The sequence below is a fragment of the Clostridium sp. YIM B02551 genome, assembly GCF_022324735.1.
Classification (GTDB): domain Bacteria; phylum Bacillota; class Clostridia; order Clostridiales; family Clostridiaceae; genus Clostridium_T; species Clostridium_T paridis.
This window is the reverse complement of record NZ_JAKGTF010000006.1, coordinates 65,838-81,813: the sequence shown is the minus strand read 5'-3', so window position 1 is coordinate 81,813 and position 15,976 is coordinate 65,838. Positions and strand designations below refer to the sequence as shown.

20 protein-coding genes are annotated in these 15,976 nt (G+C 31.2%); all 20 read right to left on the bottom strand.

The features are described from left to right. Window positions 1-5 precede the first annotated feature (5 nt). Window positions 6-392: a flagellar export chaperone FliS gene (gene fliS / locus L1S47_RS08630; RefSeq protein ID WP_202768290.1), complete on the bottom strand. Its 387-nt coding sequence runs from the start codon at window positions 390-392 to the stop codon at window positions 6-8. 10 nt (window positions 393-402) lie between these two features. Then, window positions 403-705, bottom strand: coding sequence for a hypothetical protein (locus L1S47_RS08625; protein WP_202768289.1), 303 nt, complete (start codon window positions 703-705; stop codon window positions 403-405). A gap of 12 nt (window positions 706-717) precedes the next feature. Next, window positions 718-1,062 carry a flagellar protein FlaG gene (locus L1S47_RS08620; protein WP_202768288.1) on the bottom strand — a complete coding sequence of 115 codons (345 nt, stop codon included), beginning with the start codon at window positions 1,060-1,062 and terminating at the stop codon, window positions 718-720. A gap of 22 nt (window positions 1,063-1,084) precedes the next feature. Beyond that, window positions 1,085-1,300 carry a carbon storage regulator CsrA gene (gene csrA, locus L1S47_RS08615; protein WP_202768287.1) on the bottom strand — a complete coding sequence of 72 codons (216 nt, stop codon included), beginning with the start codon at window positions 1,298-1,300 and terminating at the stop codon, window positions 1,085-1,087. Between the two features lie 4 nt (window positions 1,301-1,304). Then, window positions 1,305-1,730, bottom strand: coding sequence for a flagellar assembly protein FliW (gene fliW, locus L1S47_RS08610; RefSeq protein WP_202768286.1), 426 nt, complete (start codon window positions 1,728-1,730; stop codon window positions 1,305-1,307). Window positions 1,731-1,744: 14 nt separating this feature from the next. Next, window positions 1,745-2,740: a flagellar hook-associated protein FlgL gene (flgL, locus tag L1S47_RS08605; protein ID WP_238883195.1), complete on the bottom strand. Its 996-nt coding sequence runs from the start codon at window positions 2,738-2,740 to the stop codon at window positions 1,745-1,747. 12 nt (window positions 2,741-2,752) lie between these two features. Beyond that, complete coding sequence (gene flgK, locus L1S47_RS08600; protein WP_238883194.1) at window positions 2,753-4,588, bottom strand: flagellar hook-associated protein FlgK; 1,836 nt, start codon at window positions 4,586-4,588, stop codon at window positions 2,753-2,755. 12 nt (window positions 4,589-4,600) lie between these two features. Then, entirely contained in the window at window positions 4,601-5,011 is a 411-nt protein-coding gene (locus L1S47_RS08595) for a flagellar protein FlgN (RefSeq protein WP_202768283.1), read from the bottom strand. After that, window positions 5,011-5,286 (bottom strand): flagellar biosynthesis anti-sigma factor FlgM, encoded by a 276-nt coding sequence (locus L1S47_RS08590; RefSeq protein ID WP_202768282.1) that lies wholly within the window; start codon window positions 5,284-5,286, stop codon window positions 5,011-5,013. The genes L1S47_RS08595 and L1S47_RS08590 overlap by 1 nt, the downstream gene beginning before the upstream one ends. A 270-nt stretch (window positions 5,287-5,556) precedes the next feature. Next, on the bottom strand, window positions 5,557-6,714 hold the full coding sequence (fliY, locus tag L1S47_RS08585; RefSeq protein WP_238883193.1) for a flagellar motor switch phosphatase FliY: 1,158 nt from the start codon (window positions 6,712-6,714) through the stop codon (window positions 5,557-5,559). Further along, window positions 6,707-7,705: a flagellar motor switch protein FliM gene (gene fliM, locus L1S47_RS08580; protein ID WP_202768280.1), complete on the bottom strand. Its 999-nt coding sequence runs from the start codon at window positions 7,703-7,705 to the stop codon at window positions 6,707-6,709. Before fliM ends, fliY begins: the two co-directional genes overlap by 8 nt. A 17-nt stretch (window positions 7,706-7,722) precedes the next feature. Further along, window positions 7,723-8,124, bottom strand: a complete 402-nt coding sequence (locus L1S47_RS08575) for a chemotaxis protein CheW (protein WP_238883192.1) — start codon at window positions 8,122-8,124, stop codon at window positions 7,723-7,725. 21 nt (window positions 8,125-8,145) lie between these two features. Then, window positions 8,146-8,505 carry a response regulator gene (locus L1S47_RS08570; protein ID WP_202768278.1) on the bottom strand — a complete coding sequence of 120 codons (360 nt, stop codon included), beginning with the start codon at window positions 8,503-8,505 and terminating at the stop codon, window positions 8,146-8,148. A gap of 17 nt (window positions 8,506-8,522) precedes the next feature. Next, window positions 8,523-9,128, bottom strand: coding sequence for a chemotaxis protein CheC (locus L1S47_RS08565; RefSeq protein WP_202768277.1), 606 nt, complete (start codon window positions 9,126-9,128; stop codon window positions 8,523-8,525). A gap of 12 nt (window positions 9,129-9,140) precedes the next feature. Then, a complete protein-coding gene (locus L1S47_RS08560; RefSeq protein ID WP_238883191.1) occupies window positions 9,141-11,186 on the bottom strand; it encodes a chemotaxis protein CheA in 2,046 nt (681 codons plus the stop codon). 11 nt (window positions 11,187-11,197) lie between these two features. Next, complete coding sequence (locus L1S47_RS08555; protein WP_202768275.1) at window positions 11,198-11,962, bottom strand: protein-glutamate O-methyltransferase CheR; 765 nt, start codon at window positions 11,960-11,962, stop codon at window positions 11,198-11,200. A 3-nt stretch (window positions 11,963-11,965) separates the two neighbouring features. Then, entirely contained in the window at window positions 11,966-13,021 is a 1,056-nt protein-coding gene (locus tag L1S47_RS08550) for a chemotaxis response regulator protein-glutamate methylesterase (RefSeq protein WP_238883190.1), read from the bottom strand. 14 nt (window positions 13,022-13,035) lie between these two features. Then, on the bottom strand, window positions 13,036-13,524 hold the full coding sequence (locus L1S47_RS08545; protein ID WP_238883189.1) for a chemotaxis protein CheD: 489 nt from the start codon (window positions 13,522-13,524) through the stop codon (window positions 13,036-13,038). Between the two features lie 11 nt (window positions 13,525-13,535). Continuing rightward, window positions 13,536-13,994, bottom strand: a complete 459-nt coding sequence (locus L1S47_RS08540) for a chemotaxis protein CheW (RefSeq protein WP_202768272.1) — start codon at window positions 13,992-13,994, stop codon at window positions 13,536-13,538. An 11-nt stretch (window positions 13,995-14,005) separates the two neighbouring features. After that, the gene (locus L1S47_RS08535; protein WP_238883188.1) at window positions 14,006-15,961 is read right to left on the bottom strand and encodes a DUF342 domain-containing protein; all 1,956 of its coding nucleotides are present in this window, start codon (window positions 15,959-15,961) and stop codon (window positions 14,006-14,008) included. Between the last annotated feature and the right edge of the window lie 15 nt (window positions 15,962-15,976).

Sequence of the window (15,976 nt, the reverse complement as noted above, 5' to 3'; positions counted from 1 at the left end):
CCTTATTATCCAATATTTGAATTCTTAGATAACTGATAAGCTTTATGCCAAGTATCTTGTACATCCTCTATTATTGGTATAATCTTATCTAGTCTTTCTATATCTTTCTTTATGTTAATCATAGCTAACTCACTCTTTATAAAGTCATATATCTTAAACATATTTTCTGCCCAATCTCCAGCCCCTCTATCTAAGCTTATCATTAGTTCAGTAAAGACATCTTGAGTTCTTGTTAGATATTCATGAGCTTTTTTGATATCTTTTTTCTCAATCGCATCCTTTGACTGTTTTGAATATTTTACAGCACCATCTACAAGCATAAGTAACAATTGTTCTTTTGAAGCATAATTTACGGAATTATTTTTATATACATTTAACGCATTTGGGTACATATTTTCCCTCCTATTTTTTTGTATCAACAAATACCCCAAGGGAGTTATTATTTGATATTTCTTTTTCTCCCTCTACCTGCAAATTATCTACCATGACGCCTTCAACTTCAATCTTATGATTTTTTCCACCTTGCTGCTTGCTACGTTTCAAAGTCTCTCTAAATGAACTTCTATCTTTTGCAGTTTCTTCGTCTTCACTATATGCTCTAATGGTTATTTCTTTTTTACTAGGGCCATGAACTTTACCATCTTTAGTTTGTTCCATTAGCTTTCTTCTCAAGTCAGTGTCAATTTTATTAAGTTTAAATTCCATTAAACCACCACCTTAAGCTTTCTTATCGAAGACTACTCCAACTGTTTCACACATTTTAGCTATCATATCTAAAATTTTCTTTGGCGGAATTTCTAAGATAACTTCATTTGTCTCATTATCAACTATTTTGATCATGACGTCTTTCTTGAACTTATCATGAGTAGAATAAACTGCATGAGTACCTTCATCTTCTAAAAATTTATTTAATTTTTGCACAGCTTTTTTAATATCTTTATCGTCTTTTTCTTCCTTCACTTTATTATCAACTGGAGGTTTAATTTCAACCTTTTCTACCGTCGCACTTAATTGATAATCTAGGTTCAGTTGTCCTCCTTGACTAACCGCGTTAACATCCATATTATTCACCCCGATTACAATATCATTTTTTTATTTTCTTAAGAATCTCTAAGTCAAAAGATATAGCTTCCTTATTTTCATTTGTAACTTCTACATACAATTCTTTTCTAAGTATTCTTATACTCTTTGGTGCATTAATAGCAAGTTTTACGCTTCCATTTTCAAGTTTTAAAACTTCTATTTCTATGTCGTCACCAATTAACAATGACTCACCCTTTTTCCTGGTAATAACTAACATTCAATCACCTCTTTATTAAAGGATGTTTTATCTTATATTCTTCTTTATCTATTATTACCTGTTTTCCTACTTTTTTATTAACATTTATAATAATTGGTGCCTTTAAATTTACTGTAATTTTATAAATATCACTATTTAAAGTAACAATATTATATAAAATTACATCCTCAGGACTTTCAATTCCCAAAGAATTTACCATTTCTTCATTTAACTCTACTTCGTAATCCTCTTTAACATCAAATGGAGAAATACTAAGCAACCCTATATCACCATCTTCTAAAGATTGTAGTATTTTAAATGCTTCATTTTCCTTAGATTCAACTATTATAAATTTATTCAATTCTTCGAAGCCCATAATTCCATTTGGAAAATTTATAATGTCTTTTTCTTCATAGTTAAAAGTTCCATGAAATTTTGTAATTAATTCCATACTTTATCCTCCTATTATCTTAGGAAATCCATTAGTGATGGTTGTATTATTCTAGACGAAGTTTGTAGTGCTGCTGTATAAACTGTTTGAGCCATAGAATATTCCATCATCTTTTGAGTAATATCAATATCCTCTGTTTTTGAAAGTATATCCGTCATATTAAAATTCTCTTCTTCATTCTTATCTTTGGCAGAATCCATTCTATTTTGTTTAGCTCCAACTTCAGCCCTTATTTTCAAAACATTCGTAACTGTTGAAGTTAAATCACTTAAATTATCATTTATAAGTTTTTCTTGATCAGCTGGGTTCGTAGAATCTAGATTAGTAACGATATCCTTTAACAAATCCATTACATCAATTTTTTTACCTTTTTCATTAGTAAAATTAGTAACTTCACTTGCAGTTACATTGTAACTCATAGTTACTCCTTGGGTAACTTCAACGTTCATTTTTGTTCCAATCATGTCTAGTTGAGCTTGAACATCAATATCTGTTGAATTTGTTGGTAGATTTTCTCCATTTTTACCTGCAAATGATAAAGTGTTGTTCCCACTTAATACTTCTGTGTTTACATTTATAGGCTTAGATGTAGTCTTAGTACCTCCAAATATATATCTACCGTCAAAATTTGTATTTAATATTTGAGCTATTTCAGAAACTTTTTGATTTACTTCATCCTTTATTGCTTTTCTTTCGTCTGAACCAAAGGCTGCATTTCCTGCTGAAACCATAAGTTCTCTGACTCTCTGTAAAGATTCATTTACTTGCCCTAAGGATGTATCTGTTGCATCAAGCCAGTTAATAGTATCTTTAATATTCTCATTATATTGAGTATTAGTTGCCATGTCAGATGTAAGTTGCATCGATCTAGCTACTTTAAAAGGATTATCTGACGGTCTTCTTATTTCCTTACCTGAACTTAATTGACTTTGCATCTTTTGCATATTTGTCAAGTTTGTTCTCATATCATTTAAATAATTGTTAGAAAGCATTCTATTGGTTACTCTCATTTAACAAACCCCCTATTTTATCAACCCATTTACTACAACATTAAGAAGTTCATCTACTGTAGCAATTATCTTAGCATTTGCATTGTATGCATGTTGAAATTGTACTAAATTTGTCATTTCTTCATCTAATGATACTCCCGATACTGAGTCTCTACTTTGTTGAAGAGAATTAAGTAGACTCTCTTGATTGGTTACCATTCTACCTGATTCTTGTGCTTGAACACCTAATTTATCAATTGTATCTTTAAAATATCCACTAAGTGTCATTCCACTTGTATCACTAGCAATTGTCATTCCGTTATTACTTAGTGTGGCTCCTCCTCTTGAAGCATTGAACATATCTGCTCTAGTACTAACCAGTCCTCCAAAATCTTGAACTCTAAGTAAGGTATCTCTTAGTTTTGCAATTGCTAATGCTCTAGCACCATCACTTTCTCCATCTACTGGATTCTGTGCTGTAAAGGCATAAGCATTATCATGAGTCTTTGTTTTTATCTTCATTACATCATTTAATAATTCTTCATTTAAAGTAATGTTTCCAGCATTAATATCTTGCTCTGCAGCTAAAGTATCATCTAAGTTATTTAATTCATGTGTATTACTATATTTAGCTACATCTTTATTTACAAAGAAAACGGAATAATCTTTATCTGGTACTCCAGGATTTCCAGTACCCTTTGTAAGTCCAGAATGTATTGCATTTACTGAATATGCTAATGATTTAGCAATCTTATTTAACTGATCTATATATCCATTTATATCTTGTTCTACTGATATTGTACCAGCTATTTCTCCTGATTGAGGCTGAAAATCCATAATTTCAGCAGCATTTATAGTATAATTTGCTTTTACAGGATATCCATCACCTTTTACTGGAGTTCCCTCTGAATTAGCCCATAATATTCTAGAATTCATTAATTCATCAACTTTATCAGGTGTTAATCCCGTTACTTTCATTGTACCTTTATTATCCTCAGATTGCATATTGCCTAGCTTATAATATGTTATAGTATAAGTTTGGCCAGATGGATCATCACTATCCTTTTCCATCGAACTAATATATGAAAATCTCATAACTGATTCATTATCATCAGCAGCTACTAGCTTACTATTTTTCATACTACCTGTATCTGTAGGTTTTAAATCTATACCCTCAAACTCTTTTCTCTCTACATTTAAATTAAATTTATTACTTAATTGGTCAATAAGCAAATCTCTTTTATCCATTAAATCATTAGGTTCATTTCCTGAAACTTTAACTGTTTTAATTTCCTTATTTAACGCACCAATCTGATCTAATATACTATTCATATCAGTCACGTCATTCTTAAGTAAATTTTGAGCATTTGATTTTAAATCTTGAAGCTTAGTGTATGTATGATTTAATGCATCTGTTAACGAAACTGTTTGTTGAGCAGTTACAGTCCTAGCATTTGAGTTTTGAGGTTGTTTGGATAGTTCTTGCCATGAATCAAAGAACTTACCCATTAATGTTGAAATGCCTGTATCTGATGGTTCGTTAAATATATCTTGTACTTCACTTAAGAAATTATTTCTTATATCAAACTTACCAGCTGTACTTGTTTCATTTCTTACCTGAAAATCCAAAAATGTATCTCTTATTCTTTCTATTGCAGATACTTGAGCTCCTGTTCCTACTTGGCCTGCTGTAGCAACAGCGCCTAATACAGGTCCTCCATAAGGTCTTGATGTTTCTATCTGAGCCCTTTGTCTTGAAAATCCAGGCGTGTTAGCATTAGAAATATTATGTGAAGTTACATCAATTGTTTTTTGAGCAACTGACATTCCTCTTCCACCAATATTTAATGTTCCAAATAATCCTGACATATTATCCTCCCATTACCTTTTTATTTTCCCATAAGAATTGTAAGTATCTATATCTCTTCTAGGATTAATTAATGTTAATAGTCTATTTGTAAAGGATAGCTGCTGTTTTATTAATAACTCATTAGTATCCTTCTGTAATCTTAATTCTTCTAAGAGCATTCTTATTTCTCTATATAAATTTTCTAGCTCTTCATCTTTATTATTATTAATGTAATCAACCAAATCTAACCCCGATGTAGCCCTTCTTCTTTTTACTTCCCACTGAGCTACTTCTTTATTTACTTCTTGAATTTCTTCAACTATACCCTCCAAGTTGAAAATTTCTTTATTTATTATATATCCATGTTGCTTCTCTAAAATATTCATAAGCTTCATTAAGCTTTTTTTCTCTTCTACAAATATTTCTTTTATGGATTCACTCATTAAATTTTTCTCCCTTTCATTGAGTCAAACATTGCTCTAGAGATAGCAGCTGAACTTGGATTATAAGTTCCATTTTTAATATCATTTTTTAACTTTTCTATTTTTTCTGGTGAATTTGTAAATACTTCTTCCACACCATATTTTTGAAGGGCTTTACCAGTCTTTGATATTTCAATTTTATCGTGAACTTTGGCTACATCCTTCTTTTCTACCTTTTTTACATTTGAATTATAGTAATTATTAATACTTGAGGGAGATATCCCTTTAATATTCATACTAACCCCACCTTTAATACTTTATTGTTCTAATATTATTATCGTTACATGTTTATATTTATTTAGTAATTTAATTTAGATTGTATATAATTAAGCATGAAATACCCAATACGCGGATAAAATGCATTATTATATTACCCATAAATAGAAACTCCTAGTATTACTTGTTAAAAAATAATACTAGGAGTTAAATTCTTAACCTATTTTGAAAGTCTTGTAAAAGGTCCATATAGACATTATTGCTATATGAGACTTTTTACAAAGCTTTTTTTATCTTAATGATTTTATTCTTTCAGCACCTGAAACTATGCTTGTAATTCTTACGCCAAAGTTTTCATCAACAACTACAACTTCACCATAAGCTATCTTCTTACCATTTACTAAAACTTCAACTGGTTCTTCAGCAAGTTTTTCTAACTCTATTAAAGATCCACTTGAGAAATTTAGAATATCTCTTATACTCTTTTTAGTTCTTCCAAGAACTACTGATATTTCAAGCGGTACATCTAATATTAAATCAATATTACTATGTGCTGCTCCTGTGCTACTTGCAGATAATGGTTCGAATTGTGCTCTATGTACTTCAACTACTGGAGCTGGTGCTTGAACTGGTGCTGGTGCACTACTTGCGTATGCATTATTTTCTTGTACTCTTGCTTCAGTATGACTTTGTGCCCTTTGCACTGGTGCTTCTTGATGAATCTCCTTTGAAACTACTGCTTCGTTACCAGTTTCACTACCAATTAAATCCTCTTCTCCCATCATAATTGCAACTATTTTCTTTGCTGTACTTACAGGTAATATTTGCATTATGCTTGAATCTACAAGTGAACCTATTGTCATTCTGAAAGAAACTTTAACTACCTTTTCATCGTCGCTGATATCCTCAGCAATTTCATCACCATCATTTTGCCAAACTTTTGATTTAGGCGGGGAAATATTTACTTCTCTTGAGAACATTGTTGCCATTGAAGTTGCTGCTGAACCTATCATTTGATTCATTGCTTCTTGAACAGCAGATATTTCTATTTCTGATAATTCCGTAACTGCTACCGAACCATCTCCACCCATCATCAGATTTGCTATAACTGATGCATCAGTATTTTTCATAATAAGGATATTCTTACCTACAATTCCTGAAGTATATTCTACTTCTAATACTATATTTGGTGTCTCAAATCCTTTTTTAACCTCATGCAATGTTGTCAGTGTTACCACTGGAGTTGTGATATTAACCTGTTGATTAATAATCTGTGATAAGGCAGTTGATGCTGAGCCCATGGATATGTTTCCAATTTCACCCAACAAATCTTTTTCTATATCCTTTAAATTTTGATCATCATCCGCTTCAGGCTGACTTGCTGTACTGCTAGGATTTCCATTTAAAAGTGAATCTATTTCTTCTTGTGAAAGAAATCCGTTACTCATCGTTTCCCACATCCTTTTCCAAAATATCTAGAATAGCTACGCCTGCCTTCTTACCAATAACTCCTGGTTTACCAATATAGCTTACTTCATTTTCCACAAATACTTTAACAGGCTCTGTAAATTTATTATCCAATTTAACTATGTCTCCATTAACAAGCTTTAAGAAGTCATCAACCATAAGATGTGTCTTTCCTAATTCTACATGCATGCTAACATCTACATTATTTAATCTATCTAATACTTTCTTCTTAGATTCTTCTTTATCGCCTTCTCCTTCATCTCTAAACCAGTATTGAACAACTAACTTATCAAGAACTTTTTCTAAGCTTAGATATGGAATACATAGGTTGATGAAACAATTACTTTTTCCAAGTTCAACAGAAAAAACGATAAGTGCAACTGGCTCAGTTGGCGCTAATGTTTGATTTAGAGCTGGATTTGTTTCTATTGAATCTACAGCAGGTTCAACTGAAATTAAATCCTCCCAAGCCAACTTTAGATTTGAAATCAATCCAGCATTGACTTGTTGTATTATATTTTTATCTATATCTGTAAATTCTTTTGCTGTATATAGTTTTCTCTCTCCATCACCACCTAATAGAATGTCTAATACTTGATAAACAAACTGCGGATTTGTCTCAAATAAAATACTTCCACTAAGCGGAGCCAAAGTGAATATAGTCAATATTGTTGGATTTGATACTGAGTGTATAAATTCCTCATAGGTTATCTGTTCTACAGTTTCTATCTTAACTTTGACATTTTTTCTAAGTTGACCACTCAAATAATTACTTATTATTCTTGCATAATTATCATGAATAAGTTCAAGTGTTCTTATATGTTCCTTAGAAAACTTCTGAGGGCTTCTAAAGTCATAAAGCTTAACTTTTTGTTTCTCTTCATCCTTTTGAAGCTCCTCTGGTTGCAGTTCTCCTGTAGAAAGGGCAGATAACAAAGCATCTATTTCACTTTGTGATAAAACCTCTGCCATGTTTTCCCCTCACTTTTTTATGGATTTAATATTCTGTTTATATCAATCAACGTGATAATTTTATCACCTAGGTTAACTATACCTTTTAAGTATGCTTGGTGCTTAGAAGCTTCAATTTTTTGAATATCCTTCTCGTCAACCTCTATTACTTCTTGAACAGAATCTACCATAATCCCTATTTGTTCTTCTTCAATTCCCAATATAATAATATTATTTTGACTTTCTTCAGATACTTGAGCTTCTAAAAGAAGATGTAAATCAACTAGTGAAATAATGTTCCCTCTTAGATTAATTAACCCTTTTATGTATGCAGGAGAATTAGGTACCTTTGTAATCTCCATAATATCATTAATATTTTGTACATTTCGTGTTTCTACACCAAAAAATTCATTTCCTATTCTAAAGGCAATTATTTGCATAGGTCTTCCCTCCTAATTTGGTTATCCTATGGTTTTCTTTATAGCTTCAAGTACTCTATCTGCTTGGAAAGGCTTAACGATAAAGTCTTTTGCTCCTGCTCTTATTGCATCCATTACCATACTTTGTTGTCCCATAGCTGAACACATAATAACTCTTGCTGATGGGTCAAATTCTTTAATTTGTTTAACTGCTTCAATACCATCCATATCAGGCATTGTGATATCCATTGTTACAACATCTGGTTTTTCTTTTTTATATAATTCTACAGCTTTTATTCCATTGTTAGCTTCACCAACAACTTCAAACCCATTCTTTTCTAAGATATCCTTAATCATCATTCTCATGAAAGCAGCATCATCCACTATTAATACTCTTGACATTCGCATTCCCTCCGTAATTACATTACTCCTATTGCATTTAATATTTTTTCTAAAGATCCAGGCATAGGCAAGAAGTAGAAGTATCCTCCAGCCTCAGTACAATTGTTACCTGTTAAAAAATTTGTTTCTATTTCCAATATATTTTCACTAAATTGTGCAGTTTCTATCATTGTAGAAGATAGAACTGCTCCTAGCATATCGTGCGACATGGCTGGTACTGAAGCCATAATTGAAAGATTAGTAAACTTACTAATAGCATTCATAAAAGCACCAGATATAATATTACCTACCTCGCAAAGTGCTGATTTTCCCATCTCGGTTAATAACATATCTGCGGAACCAATTAAAGCTTCAACAATCTCACTAGCTGCATCTTTTTCAAATATAAATAAGATATTACCTGGAGTATCCCCTAAAACTCTAATTAAGATTCCTAACACTTCTTTCTCATCAGTGAAGTTTGAAAAAACTTCTTCAAAATCGATAATATTAACTGATGGTACTGACATATCTATTTTTTTATTTAGCAGCTGGGATAATGCTGTAGCAGCATTCCCAGCACCTATGTTAGATACTTCTCTTATAGCATCTAACTGCATTGGACTAAATAGGTTTTCTTTCATTTATATTCTCTCCTAACCCAGCTGCAATAATGCAGCTACATCAAGTATTAAAGTCACTAAACCGTCACCAAGTATAGTAGCTCCGATATACTCTTTTAAGGATTCTAAACTCTTACCTAAAGGTTTTATAACAACTTCCTGTTGACCTGCTAATGAATCAACTTGTAGTCCAACAGTTTTTCCTCCAACTTTTACTATTATAACAAACTTTTTACCTTCTTCTTGGCTGTCAATATGAAGTTTTTCATTAACTCTTACTAGAGGTATAACTTCATCTCTGTATATAATAACTTCCTTACCATTAGTTTGCTTAACATTATCTTTTTTATAATCTATTACTCTATCAATAAATCCTAATGATATTGCAAAAGTTTCACTGCCTACTTTTACAAGTAAAGCTTGTATAATTTGAAGTGTTAACGGTAATTTAATTATAAATGCAGAACCTTTGCCTATTTCTGAAACTACTTCAACAGTTCCACCTAATGCAGAAATTTTTGTTTTTACAACATCCATTCCTACTCCTCTACCAGAAATGTCTGTAACCACTTCATTTGTTGAGAATCCTTGAGCAAATATTAGGTTTTTAATATCATCCTCGTTCATGCCTTCGGTATTAATACCAACACGTTCAGCTTTAGCTTTAATCTTAGCAGGATCTATTCCAGCACCATCATCTTCTACTTTGATTACTGCTTTAGTTCCTTCTTGATATGCAACTAATCTTACAGTACCAACGGGATTTTTACCTTTTGCAATTCTATCTTCCTTGCTTTCAACTCCATGGTCTGCAGCATTTCTTAATAAGTGAATTAATGGTTCTCCAATTTCATCAATTACAGTTCTATCTAGCTCTGTCTCTGCACCCTCAACAACAAAATTTATTTCCTTGTTTAATTCTACAGAAATATCCCTAATCATTCTTGGGAATCTATTGAATACTACATCTAATGGTAACATTCTTATTTTCATAACCAAGTCTTGTAAATCTGTTGTTGTTCTAGCTACTTGTTCAAGTGTTTCATTTAATTCTAAAGATTTATATTTTAAACTTATTTGTTCTAATCTTGTTCTATTGATAACTAACTCAGATACCATATTCATAAGTTTGTCTAATCTTTCTAAGTCAACTCTAACTGATTGATGAGTTTTCTTATTTTCTTTCTGAGTTGTATTTTTAGCTATTTCCTTTTTAGGCTGTATATTACCTAATGGAGCTTTTTCTTGAGCTTTTTCTTGAACTTTTTCTGGAGTCTTCTCCACTGGTTTTGACTCTTCTGTTTTATCTTGTTTAGCTTCTACCTTTACCTCTTCACATTTTACCTCTTCAATTTCAGATATTCCAATTATTAAATTATGAATATCAGCTTTAGAGTCTTGTGTTAAAAGAATAAATTTAAGAGTAAAATCAAAGTTTTCTGATTCAATATCATCAGTTGCAGGATATGATTTTATTATTTCTCCACGTTCTTCTAAGTCTTTAACAATTAAAAATGCTCTTGCAGATTTAAGCAAAGTAGCTTCACTTAGCTTAATTACAATATTAAGTGGATTGTAGCCTTTTTCCTGCGCTTGCTTTATTACAGATAAATCATACTGATTTATCTCAAGGAACTCTTCTAAATCCTTATCTTCTTCTTTAACATCTACACTTACTTCATCTGATTCGGCTTGTGATTGCTCTTTACCTATAGATTCTAAATCCTTAATAATTGAAGTAATATCTACTTGCTCTTCAATACCATCCTGGATATTATTGACCATCTTTTCTAGAGTATCTAAACAATCGAATAATACAGTCACCTCATTTTTTGTAACTTCAAGGACACCTTCTCTAAATTTTGAAAGTACATCCTCCATTTTGTGAGTTAATTCAGCAACATTTGTAAATCCCATTGTAGCAGCCATTCCCTTTATTGTATGAGCAACTCTAAATATTTCGTTTAGCTTGTCCATATCTTGAGGGTTTTGCTCAAGCTCTAGTAATGATTCATTTAATATCTGAAGGTTATCAAAGGATTCCTCTAAAAACATTGATAAATATTGTGATGTATCCATGATTATCCTCCTTACAATTTCCTATATATGAATGTTGATGCTTTTTCGAAACCATACTTTTTATAATCATATATGGTCTCGGTGGCTCCTACGAAAAGTAATCCGCCTTTTTTTAAAGACTTTGAAAACTTTTCATATATTTTGTCTTTTGTGTCATTATTAAAATAAATAACAACATTTCTACAAACTATAATGTCAAAATTACTATCATAGTTGTCCAAAATTAAATCTTGCTTTTGGAATGTGATTTTTTTCTTGATTTCATCCTTTATAAAATATTTATCGTTAACTTTTGAAAAATATTTATCTAAATTTGTAGAATTTACATTCTTTATTTCATTTTCTGAATATTGACCTAATTGTGCTTTACTTAAAATAGTCTGATCTATATCCGTTGCAAGTATAGTTAACTTGCCTTTATAACCAATGTTATCCATTATGATTCCTAATGAATAAGGTTCACAACCTATGGAGCATGCAGCACTCCATACTTTTAAAGATGGATTTTTCACGAATTCTTTTTTAAGTAAATCTTCTAATTGACTAAACATTTCTGGATTTCTAAAAAATTCGGTAACATTAATTGTTATAAAATCTAAAAACCTTTGTTTTTGTTCTTTATCTTTTGTTAAAAGAACTTTATAATCTTGTAAATTTTTAACACCAACCCTGCTCATTAAGCTTTCAATTCTTCTATGAAGCTGATTAGGTTTATACGCCGATAAGTTAATTCCCATTTCTTTATAAACCCATTTTTCAAATTCTAAAAAATCCATAGGCTATAAGTTCTCCTTTATAATTTTAACTATTGTATTTTTTATTTCATTTAACGGTAATACTAAATCTACTTTTCCAGTTTCATATGCAGCCTTAGGCATTCCATAAATCGTGCATGTTCTTTCATCCTCTGAAATAGTGATTCCACCTGCATCTTTAACCGCCACTGTTCCTTGAGCTCCATCTTTCCCCATACCAGTAAGTATTACTGATAATAAATTCTTGCCATAAACTTTTGATGAAGATAGAAATAATTTATCTACTGCTGGTCTCACACCCCAAATAGATGGTTCTTCATTTAAGTAAATCCTTTTATCAGCTCCAACTTCCATATGATATCCTGCTTTTGCAATATAAATCGTATTATTTTCAATTATCATTCCGTGTTCGGCCTCAACAACATGCATGTCTGAGGTTTCATTCAATCTTTCAGCGAATGCCTTAGTAAATCCTTTAGGCATATGTTGTACAACAAATACTGGAACATCTAAATTTTTAGGTAAAAACGGAAGTACATTATTTAATGCTTTAGGCCCACCTGTAGACGCACCTATCACCACAGCCTTAATTTTTCCTTCTATCTTTTTCCCTTTACCTACGACATCTACTGCAATCTCTGGCAATTTCATTGGTGAAGTTACCCTTCTATTTTTATTATAAAACCTAGTATTTCTTATTTTCTCAGTTAAATCTTTTGCCACTTTTTTTATATCTAATGAAATAGATCCTGATGGTTTTTGTACAAAATCAAATGCTCCTAATTTCAAACAATCCATTGTAAGCCTGGATCCTGACGCTGTTAGGCTACTTAACATTATAACAGGTATGTTTATTCTGCTTGCCTTTAATTCTTTTAAAGTGGCTATGCCATCCATTTCAGGCATTTCAACATCTAGTGTTATTACATCTGGTTTAAAATTAATTAATTTACTTAATAATTCCTTACCATTTCTAGCTGTTGCAATCGCCTCCATATCATCTTCTTGATTAATTAAATCTGAAATAAATTTTCTCATAAGAGCTGAATCATCTACTACTAAAACCTTAATCTTATCCAATTAAATCAACTCCATTATAAATCTTTAGTTTCTTGCCCAATCGTCTTGACATTTACTAACCCATTTTCTGCGAACAAAATCATAGTTCTTCCTTTATTGCCTCCTACATCAGAGGCTAAAATAGGAATCTTTTGTTCATCTAAGGTTTTCTTAACTGCTTCAACATTTCTTTTTCCTATGTCATTTACCATACTTTTATCTGAAAAATTAAACATAGATGCTCCACCGGCAATTTTAGCTGTTAAATTTCTCTTGGAGCACCCAAGAACAATCATTTTTTCTATTAGTATTGGTATTGCCAGATCTGCAAACTTATATTCATTAGTTACGTTTTTAAAGCTTGTACTATCTGGTAACATTATATGTGCCAAACCTGCTATACCCTTTGTTCTATCATAAAGTCCTATCCCAACACATGATCCTAATCCAATAGTCATTATTTTCCCAGGAGAGTATACCGTATTTAAATCTGCTATGCCAACTTTTACATCATTGTCTTGCATATCGTATCCCCCTAAAAAATACTCTCGGATTCTTCCTCAGTAAGAACTCTTGAAAGATCTAATAATATTACTATCTTATTATCTAGTTTTATTAAACCTTCTATGTAACTTCCGGAAACCCCGGAACTAACTGCTTGATTCTTTTCAATAGATGTTGTTTTTATGTCCTTAACCTCATATACATTATCAACTAAGATTCCAAACTTATTTTCAGTATCATTTGTAACTATAATTTTTGAATCTTTCTCTTTATCATGTGAGGTTACATCTATCAAAGAAAATTTCTTTTTAAGATCAATAATTGGAAGTATTCCAGTTTCATAATTTATTACTCCTTTAATAAAATCAGGAACATCTGGAATTAAGGTTGGAACCTCATAACCTAATATTCTTTCAACTTCCATTATATTTACTGCGTAACTTTCTTGGTTCAAACTAAAAATTAGTACTTTCATTTCGTTAGAAGACATATTTTTCCCTCCTACAACACAAACTTTTCAACTATTAGTTCATTATCTTCATCTAAATAAGCATGTACATTTTTTGAATCTTCTTCGAAAACATATTCTCTTAAGCCAAAGAGAAGACATGTGCCTATATATGCTACATCAGCATATATATGTCCTTTTTTACCTGTAATAAGCTGAGTTTTTCCTCCTCCTTCAGATCCGACAATTTTACATCGTATCTCTTTTTCAGATTTAATAACTCCTCCTCTCACTACTGAATTATTGCCTTTAAAATGAATCTCTCCCAACGCTTCAACATGTGAAAGATAGGATCCTGTTCCCGAAAATATTATGTCTCCTGATGCTTGTATCCTACAGTCTTGAGCATAAGCCAATGTTAAATTCACAGGAAGCTTAACTTGAGATTTTAGAATTTCATTTTTCGCATCAATTAAATCAATTATGTTATATAATTCAGTATGGCTTTTTATGTTAGTAGCTCCAAGACCAAAAATATTATTCTTTAAGAAGAATTTTAGTTTATCATTTTGAAGCTCTTCCTTGTTGGTATCCCTAAGGTATATAATACTTTTTGTTAATAATCTCTTGAATTTTTTATCTAAAAGAAGTCTAATTATTTCTCCATCCTTCAAACCTTTTCCAAATAAGTTTCTTTCTTTTACTTGGACTACAGCTTCAATAAGTGCACATAAATCTTCTTTTATTCCACCTAGTAAAGTCATTTCATTAACTACAACAGTATTATCTCCCCCTGCAATTATTGTGCTTCCTATGCAATTGCCCTTAATAAGAATATCCCCTCTTGCAACTAAGGTAGAAGTGCTTACATTTTTCTCAACAATAAGGGTATTCCCTGCATCAACCCTCATTCCATCCTTTACTTCTCCCTTTATATGAATATCTCCAATAAAGCTTATGTTTCCACTTTTCATATCAACATCTATATCTTGCATCAAGACTTTATTCACCTGAAAAACTCCTGATTTCAAGCAAGGTCTTCCTTCTGTTGTAGCTATTATTTTATTGTCTTCAAGCTTACAACCTTCACCAGTTTTTATATTTAATTTACCTGCTATTTTTCTTTTCAATTCTTTTCCAAATATATTAGTTCCATTAGTTCCATCTTCGCCATTAAATATCTCGGCTAAAATTTCTTCTGTCTTTATATTTGCAATAGAATAAAAATTCTTATAATCAACCCTAGATAAATCATCTTCTCCTCTAGATTGATTGCTTTCACTAAAGTAAATTTTAAGTTCATCCGGAATATCATTTTTAACCGGAATACCTTTAGCAACTTCCATTTCTTCAACCTTCTCTAATGTTGAAGCTTCTTTAATATTTTCTTCTATCAATCCAAAAACGACATTTTTTTCACGTAAAATTGTCTTAATATCATCAACTGAAAACTTAGGTGGAAATTGTATTTCTTTTTCTTCCAGTTGAACATCAAGCAACATCGTTTCTTCTGCGTCTTTTATGGCATACTTAATTTCTGGTATATAACTTATGGATATCTTAGCTTCCATTGCATCTTGATCAATTTTTATATCAATATTTCTTTTTGATTTTTGTTCTCCAATAACAAATTCAATTTTATTATTTTCAAACACTCTAGTTCTTCCTGAAACTTCTTTCCCATCAATAAAACATTCTAGATAGTTCGAAATAAATATTTCAGCTGGCTTTCCGTTTTCCTTAGGATCTCTAACATGAATTACTCCATCTTCTATCCTAACAGCTCCATCAAATTCTGATATAACTTCTTTTTCTTCTTTTGCTATTTCAACTTGATCAACTTGAACTTCCTCTGCAACTTCGACTTCAATTTCGATACTTTTTTTAAATATACCATGTTTTTCATTAACAACCTTATAATTCAACTCATTACTAGGTATATTTAATTCTAAACTTGCTTTGTTTAAAACTTTTTCCAAATTTTCGCCTTTAAATACAAATTTACCCATAATTCCACCCTTTCA

What these genes read in the sequence shown, in the direction of transcription:
- L1S47_RS08565 (WP_202768277.1), bottom strand. Translation starts at nt 9,128, where the DNA reads ATGAAAGAAAACCTATTTAGTCCAATGCAGTTAGATGCTATAAGAGAA.
- L1S47_RS08625 (WP_202768289.1), bottom strand. Translation starts at nt 705, where the DNA reads ATGGAATTTAAACTTAATAAAATTGACACTGACTTGAGAAGAAAGCTA.
- fliW (WP_202768286.1), bottom strand. Translation starts at nt 1,730, where the DNA reads ATGGAATTAATTACAAAATTTCATGGAACTTTTAACTATGAAGAAAAA.
- L1S47_RS08555 (WP_202768275.1), bottom strand. Translation starts at nt 11,962, where the DNA reads ATGGATTTTTTAGAATTTGAAAAATGGGTTTATAAAGAAATGGGAATT.
- L1S47_RS08595 (WP_202768283.1), bottom strand. Translation starts at nt 5,011, where the DNA reads ATGAGTGAATCCATAAAAGAAATATTTGTAGAAGAGAAAAAAAGCTTA.
- L1S47_RS08545 (WP_238883189.1), bottom strand. Translation starts at nt 13,524, where the DNA reads ATGCAAGACAATGATGTAAAAGTTGGCATAGCAGATTTAAATACGGTA.
- L1S47_RS08570 (WP_202768278.1), bottom strand. Translation starts at nt 8,505, where the DNA reads ATGTCAAGAGTATTAATAGTGGATGATGCTGCTTTCATGAGAATGATG.
- L1S47_RS08540 (WP_202768272.1), bottom strand. Translation starts at nt 13,994, where the DNA reads ATGTCTTCTAACGAAATGAAAGTACTAATTTTTAGTTTGAACCAAGAA.
- flgL (WP_238883195.1), bottom strand. Translation starts at nt 2,740, where the DNA reads ATGAGAGTAACCAATAGAATGCTTTCTAACAATTATTTAAATGATATG.
- L1S47_RS08560 (WP_238883191.1), bottom strand. Translation starts at nt 11,186, where the DNA reads ATGGATACATCACAATATTTATCAATGTTTTTAGAGGAATCCTTTGAT.
- L1S47_RS08620 (WP_202768288.1), bottom strand. Translation starts at nt 1,062, where the DNA reads ATGGATGTTAACGCGGTTAGTCAAGGAGGACAACTGAACCTAGATTAT.
- csrA (WP_202768287.1), bottom strand. Translation starts at nt 1,300, where the DNA reads ATGTTAGTTATTACCAGGAAAAAGGGTGAGTCATTGTTAATTGGTGAC.
- L1S47_RS08590 (WP_202768282.1), bottom strand. Translation starts at nt 5,286, where the DNA reads ATGAATATTAAAGGGATATCTCCCTCAAGTATTAATAATTACTATAAT.
- fliY (WP_238883193.1), bottom strand. Translation starts at nt 6,714, where the DNA reads ATGAGTAACGGATTTCTTTCACAAGAAGAAATAGATTCACTTTTAAAT.
- fliS (WP_202768290.1), bottom strand. Translation starts at nt 392, where the DNA reads ATGTACCCAAATGCGTTAAATGTATATAAAAATAATTCCGTAAATTAT.
- flgK (WP_238883194.1), bottom strand. Translation starts at nt 4,588, where the DNA reads ATGTCAGGATTATTTGGAACATTAAATATTGGTGGAAGAGGAATGTCA.
- L1S47_RS08535 (WP_238883188.1), bottom strand. Translation starts at nt 15,961, where the DNA reads ATGGGTAAATTTGTATTTAAAGGCGAAAATTTGGAAAAAGTTTTAAAC.
- L1S47_RS08575 (WP_238883192.1), bottom strand. Translation starts at nt 8,124, where the DNA reads ATGCAAATAATTGCCTTTAGAATAGGAAATGAATTTTTTGGTGTAGAA.
- fliM (WP_202768280.1), bottom strand. Translation starts at nt 7,705, where the DNA reads ATGGCAGAGGTTTTATCACAAAGTGAAATAGATGCTTTGTTATCTGCC.